Genomic DNA, 6032 nt, shown 5'->3' on the forward strand with positions numbered 1-6032 from the left:
AAACCTCCTCTGTAATGGGGAAAACGTCTGGGGAGATAAACCCCTCTGGTACTTATTGGCAACAATGGGTAGTAAGGGTTGTCGCCGAACCAGAAATCTAGAACCGTGAGGTCTGGAGAATCCCCACGCCTTCAGGCTGGGAAGTATGTCAAGAAGTTTCTGAGTGCGTTTGCGTGAATCGGGCAAACCGACCGTCAGTCGTCATACGGGTGTGGGTTGGCAAACCGGCCGAATGCCTGTCCGTGGCGATCGCGTCGAATCCCCGTTCGGTCTAGGTTAATGCGACAGCGAGTCGGAAACCGACCAGTCGGCCGAGCGCGAAATTGTCGTGTTATCCGTTCGATCTCACTCCACTCAAAATCTTTACAAAACGTAATTCAAAAACACTCGGTAGCAGTGTATAAAGTTTATCGGAAGGACACGAACGACAAGTGAAAATTGAATTTCAGCCGTTCGTCGCCTCTCTCATATAACTGTCGAATTTTCTCAGTTTTCTGAGAAATGCCGTGGGTGGTCGAGACGACAGCACCGACGAAGACAGAATAAAAAGAGAGCGCGATCGCGCCGAACCCTCAACCCAAAGACTTGTCGGTCGTCCCGGGTTCCGTCTAGGAGCCAAAGCGATAACAGATCTCGTTTGAATCTAGACCAAGCCCATCTCAAACTAAGTAGGAGATTCATTCATGTTCGACGCATTCACTAAGGTTGTTTCTCAAGCCGACGCTCGTGGCGAGTACCTCTCTGCCGGTCAGCTCGACGCGCTGCAACAAATGGTTGCCGACAGCAACAAACGCATTGACGCGGTCAACCGCATCACGAGCAACGCTTCCACCATCGTCTCCAATGCCGCTCGCGCCCTGTTCGCCGAGCAACCCCAACTGATCGCTCCGGGTGGAAACGCTTACACCAACCGTCGCATGGCTGCTTGCTTGCGCGACATGGAAATCATCCTGCGCTACGTCACCTACGCAGTTTTCTCCGGCGATGCCAGCGTGCTCGACGATCGTTGCTTGAACGGTCTGCGCGAAACCTACGTCGCTCTCGGAACTCCCGGTGCGTCCGTAGCCGTCGGCGTTCAAAAAATGAAAGAAGCTGCCCTGCAAATCGTGGGCGATCCCGCTGGTATCACCCCTGGAGATTGCAGCAGCCTGATGTCTGAAATCGGAACCTACTTCGATCGCGCGGCTGCCGCTGTTGCGTAAATCGCACAGTAGCTCAGTTTCCTCGAGTCCGCTTAGCGGACATCTCAATTTGAAAATCGTTTTGACAGTCAAAAAGGAGATTACTCAACAATGAAGACCCCGTTAACCGAAGCAGTCGCTGCAGCAGATTCTCAAGGTCGCTTCCTCAGCAGCACCGAACTCCAAACCGCGTTCGGTCGTTTCCGTCAAGCCAATGCCGGCTTGCAAGCTGCCCGTCAACTGACCGACAAATCTCAGTCTCTGATCGACGGTGCCGCTCAAGCGGTGTATAACAAATTCCCTTACACCACTCAAATGCAAGGGTCGAACTACGCTTCTAGCCCCGAAGGCAAAGCGAAGTGCTCTCGCGACATCGGCTACTACCTGCGTATGGTGACCTACTGCCTCGTGGCTGGTGGTACGGGCCCGATGGATGAATACCTCGTTGCTGGTCTCGACGAAATCAACCGCACCTTCGAACTGTCTCCGAGCTGGTACGTTGAAGCCCTGAAATACATCAAGGCCAACCACGGTCTGAGCGGAGATTCTGCCGTCGAAGCGAACTCCTACATCGACTACGCGATTAACGCTCTGAGCTAGATCGCTTCTTCTAGCCCGGAACGGCAAGCGGCTACCAGCATTGCGCTCGCAGTTGTTTGTTGTTCCGGGCTGTTTTTATATTCATCGGTTGTTTGTTAAAAAAACGAGAGGTCAGTCCCATGGCGATTACTGTAGCCGCATCTCGATTGGGTACCTCTGCCTTTTCAGATGCTAACCGCATCGAATTGCGCCCCAACTGGAGCGAAGAAGACGCGAAAGTTGCCGTTCGCGCCGTCTATCGCCAGTTACTCGGCAACGAATACGTGATGAGTTCGGAACGGCTCGAAAGTGCCGAATCGCTCCTGTGCGACGGGAGCATCACCGTCAAAGACTTCGTGCGTGCCGTCGCCAAATCCGAGCTTTACAAAACCAAGTTTTTCTATAACAACTTTCAAACTCGGTTTACCGAACTCAACTACAAACACCTGCTCGGTCGCGCGCCCTACGACGAAACCGAAATCGCATTTCATAACGATCTCTACCAAAACGAAGGGTACGACGCCGACATCGATTCTTACATCGACTCGGAAGAGTACCGCGAGTGCTTTGGAGAAAACGTCGTTCCCTACTATCGCGGTTTCGAGACCCAGCGCGGACAAAAAACTGTTGGCTTTAACCGGATGTTCCAACTGTATCGCGGTTACGCCAACAGCGATCGCGCCCAACGGCAAACCCAAGGCTGGCTGACCTGGGAACTCGGGCGCAACCTGTCGTCTCCCGTGCGGACGCCATCGACGCGCCAAGTCCTTTCGGGCAGCACTGGAGGCGATCGCGAACAGCGGTATCGCGTGCGCGTGTTGCAATCGGCAGCCCGTCGCGGTCCTCAAGTCCGTCAGCTCACCACTGAATACGTCGTATCTTACGACAGTCTATCAGCCCAGCTCCAACGCATTAACCGATCGGGCGGACGAGTCCTTAGCGTGACCCCCGCTTGAGCGTCGAGCTGCTTTTGCAGATAACGCTATCGAACAGGAGGATTTGAATTTGGCTATTACCACAGCAGCATCTCGTTTAGGCACGTCGGCCTTTGCAGATGCCTCGCCCGTCGAACTGCGTCCGAACTGGACGGAAGCCGACGCTCAAACAGCGGTTCGGGCAGTCTACCGTCAGCTACTCGGTAACGATTACGTTATGGCCTCCGAGCGGCTGACGAGTGCCGAATCGCTCCTGTGCGACGGCAGCATTTCCGTCCGCGAGTTCGTTCGCGCCGTGGCGAAATCTGAATTATACAAGAAGAAGTTCTTCTACAACAGCTTTCAGACTCGGTTTATCGAGCTCAACTGCAAACACTTACTCGGTCGCGCGCCGTTAGACGAAGCTGAAGTGGTCGAACACCTCGATCGCTATCAAAACCAAGGGTACGACGCCGATATCGATTCCTATATCGACTCGACGGAGTACCTCGAAAGCTTCGGCGAAAACGTAGTGCCGTACTATCGCGGTTTCGATATCCAGTGGGGACAAAAAACCGTGGGCTTCACCCGGATGTTCCAACTGTATCGCGGTTATGCCAACAGCGATCGCGCCCAACTGCGCGGAACCGAATCTCGCTTAGCCGCAGAACTGGCTCGCAACCGAGCCTCTGCCATTGTCGGTCCTTCGGGGACCAACGACGGCTGGGCGTATCGTCCCTCGAAAGCGGGCGTGGCGCCGTCGCGCTCCTTCGGTTTCGGCGGTCTCGGCGAGTCTGCCAATCGCGTGTACCGCGTCGAAGTCACCAAACTGTTGGGACGCAACTATCCCAACAACCTCCGCCGTGGCGGAACGCCAACCGTGCGTCGCAGTTCTCAGGCGTTTTTCGTACCTTACGATCGCCTGACGGAAACCCTGCAACGCGTCCGACGGGAAGGCGGAAAAATTGCCAGCATCGAACCGGCTAACTAGGTCGAGTTTGAATCGCTAGATCGCATCAGTGCGGGGCGTCCGTCGTCCCCGCACGCCAATTGGTAGATTGAAGGAGTCTCAAACACCATGATGGGTTCTACAGCTATTGGCGGAACCGCTAACACCCCCTCGGGCGGTCGCCTGTTTCGCTATGAAGTTCGCGGACTGCGACAAAATCCCGAAACGGACAAAAACGGTTATCCGATTCGCCGGAGCGATACCGTGGTTTTCACGGTTCCTTACAGTCGCATGAACCAAGAAATGCAGCGCATCGTGCGTATGGGCGGCGAAATCGTGAACATCGAACCCGTTTCGTTTGACCCGAACGCGTCTTCTGAAGGAGAATCAGAAGGTTAGGTTCATTACGATCGTTCATGCAACCGTCATCTCAGGTTGACGCGATCCCTGCCCCATCGATGACGATCGAGCAGGCGATCGCGAACCTCAAACAAACTGAAGACCCCAGCGCCCGCTACTATGCCGCTTGGTGGCTGGGTAGGTTTCGCGTATGCGAAAACGCCGCGATCGCCGCTTTAATCGACGCCTTATCCGACGATCGCGATCGCTCTCCCGACGGAGGCTATCCCCTGCGACGGAACGCGGCCAAAGCCCTCGGCAAACTCGGCGACGGCCGGGCGGTTTCTCCCCTCATCGACAGTTTGAGCTGTCACGACTATTACGTGCGCGAGTCTGCCGCCCAAGCCCTCGAAGAACTCGGCGACGCGCGAGCGATTCGGCCCCTCGTCAAACTCCTCGAAGGGGGCGTCGAAGCCGCCGTTTTCGTCCCCGGCAAACCTCACCTCGTACAGCCCTACGACTCTGTCTTAGAAGCCCTCGGCACCCTCCACGCCACCGACGCGCTCTCAGATATCCCACCGTTTTTAGACCATCCCGTTCCCCGCGTTCAGTACGCCGCCTCTCGCGCTCTGTACCAACTGACGGGAGATACCCAGTACGGCGATCGCTTGGTGCGGGCGTTGCGAGAACGGGACTTACAACTGCGCCGTGCTGCCCTGATGGACTTGGGCGCGATCGGCTATCTCGACGCCGCTCAGGCCATTTCCGAAACTCACGCGGAAAACAGCCTCAAACTCATTGCTCTCAAAGGAATTCTCGAGAAGAAACTCGACACCGACGCGCCCCACCTCGACGATCGCGCCGTCGAGGTCATGCAGTACATGGATCGCTTGCTATAAGCATCTATTACCACAAAACTCTTGCTTTGTCAACCCCATAACGAGAGTTTGTCGATATTCGGGTTTCCCTTCAATGTTCCAGTCTCAGACTGCCAATTCCTCACCCATGCCTGTCGAAGCCCTTATTGCCGAGATCGATCGCGCCGATTCTGCGGCCAGCCTCCTCGCCGCCGTGCGAACCCTGGCCGACGCTCGCGATCCCGCCGCCATTCCCACCTTAATTCGCGTTCTCGGATTTAACAATCCCGGTGCGGCTGTCGCCGCCGTCAGTGGCTTGGTCGGCATTGGCAAACCCGCCGTCGTACCGCTTCTCGAACAGCTCGACAGCTACAATTACGGCGCGAGAGCCTGGGCGATCCGGGCGTTATCGGAAATCCGCGATCCCCGCGCGCTGGAGATCCTCGTCGGAGCAGCGAGCGATTTTGCCCTCAGCGTGCGTCGTGGGGCAGCCAAAGGTCTCGGTTCCTTGCATTGGACAGATCTTCCCGAGTGCGATCGCCCGATCTCCCAACAAAAAGTTCTCGATACGCTGTTGCCAACGACCCGAGATCCCGAATGGGTGGTTCGTTACGCCGCCATCGTCGGTTTAGAAACCTTGGGGTCAAATCTCACCGCCGAATTAAGCGATCGCCTCGAAACCATTGCTACCTGCTTCGAGAGTCTCGAACGAGAAGACGACGAACTCGCCGTTCGCGCCCGAGCATCGCTGGCTCGAGGAAGAGTCACCCGTCTTTTACAGTGAGCAGTAAACAGTGAGCAGTGAACAGTGGAGACAGTTGACAGTTTCTTCCTTCTCCCCGGCTCCCCGGCTCCTCTCCCCGGCTCGACAAAACGCTATCCGTTCAAAAGCTGCGCCAGGGTGGTTTCTAGCTCCCCTTTCGAGAGCGTAGTTAACACGAACACCTCTTGTACCGTTTTCCCATATCGGGCGATCGCCTTAAAGCCACCGCGAATCGGCACGGACACCCGCACCTTCAACTGGGGAACGTGACCCTTCGCTCGTCCGATGACCCCCGGCGTCACCGTTCGGATGCCGCGACACCGAACGAGACGTTCCAAAATGGGAATCAACCCGTCTAAGTGAGTCGAATGGTTGAGAACTAAGCGGCCGCGATCGTCAGAATTCGTCATCTGTTTCAAAAAGTGTGAAGAGAACCGCTTCGATCGTACC

8 protein-coding genes are annotated in these 6032 nt (G+C 56.0%); 7 read left to right on the top strand and 1 reads right to left on the bottom strand.

What is annotated here, in order from left to right:
• The first annotated feature begins 683 nt into the window (after positions 1-683).
• From cpcB to cpcF, 7 genes are all read left to right on the top strand, one after another.
• Complete coding sequence (cpcB, locus tag POG22_RS15010; RefSeq protein WP_017660006.1) at positions 684-1202, top strand: C-phycocyanin subunit beta; 519 nt, start codon at positions 684-686, stop codon at positions 1200-1202.
• A 90-nt stretch (positions 1203-1292) separates the two neighbouring features.
• Positions 1293-1781 (top strand): C-phycocyanin subunit alpha, encoded by a 489-nt coding sequence (gene cpcA / locus POG22_RS15015; RefSeq protein WP_063718667.1) that lies wholly within the window; start codon positions 1293-1295, stop codon positions 1779-1781.
• A 119-nt stretch (positions 1782-1900) separates the two neighbouring features.
• Positions 1901-2716, top strand: coding sequence for a phycobilisome rod-core linker polypeptide (locus tag POG22_RS15020; protein ID WP_498906147.1), 816 nt, complete (start codon positions 1901-1903; stop codon positions 2714-2716).
• A gap of 49 nt (positions 2717-2765) precedes the next feature.
• Positions 2766-3665 (top strand): phycobilisome rod-core linker polypeptide, encoded by a 900-nt coding sequence (locus POG22_RS15025; protein ID WP_498906149.1) that lies wholly within the window; start codon positions 2766-2768, stop codon positions 3663-3665.
• Between the two features lie 87 nt (positions 3666-3752).
• Positions 3753-4022, top strand: a complete 270-nt coding sequence (gene cpcD / locus POG22_RS15030; RefSeq protein ID WP_017660011.1) for a rod-capping linker protein CpcD — start codon at positions 3753-3755, stop codon at positions 4020-4022.
• Between the two features lie 17 nt (positions 4023-4039).
• Positions 4040-4861, top strand: coding sequence for a C-phycocyanin alpha-cysteine-84 phycocyanobilin lyase subunit CpcE (gene cpcE, locus POG22_RS15035; RefSeq protein ID WP_498906151.1), 822 nt, complete (start codon positions 4040-4042; stop codon positions 4859-4861).
• A 106-nt stretch (positions 4862-4967) separates the two neighbouring features.
• Positions 4968-5603, top strand: coding sequence for a C-phycocyanin alpha-cysteine-84 phycocyanobilin lyase subunit CpcF (cpcF, locus tag POG22_RS15040; RefSeq protein WP_063718668.1), 636 nt, complete (start codon positions 4968-4970; stop codon positions 5601-5603).
• Positions 5604-5695: 92 nt separating this feature from the next.
• Here the strand turns inward: cpcF and POG22_RS15045 are convergent, their stop codons facing one another.
• Positions 5696-5992: a DUF2103 domain-containing protein gene (locus POG22_RS15045; protein WP_017660014.1), complete on the bottom strand. Its 297-nt coding sequence runs from the start codon at positions 5990-5992 to the stop codon at positions 5696-5698.
• Positions 5993-6032 lie beyond the last annotated feature (40 nt).

This window comes from Geitlerinema sp. CS-897, from assembly GCF_028368005.1.
Lineage (GTDB): Bacteria > Cyanobacteriota > Cyanobacteriia > Cyanobacteriales > Geitlerinemataceae > Baaleninema > Baaleninema simplex.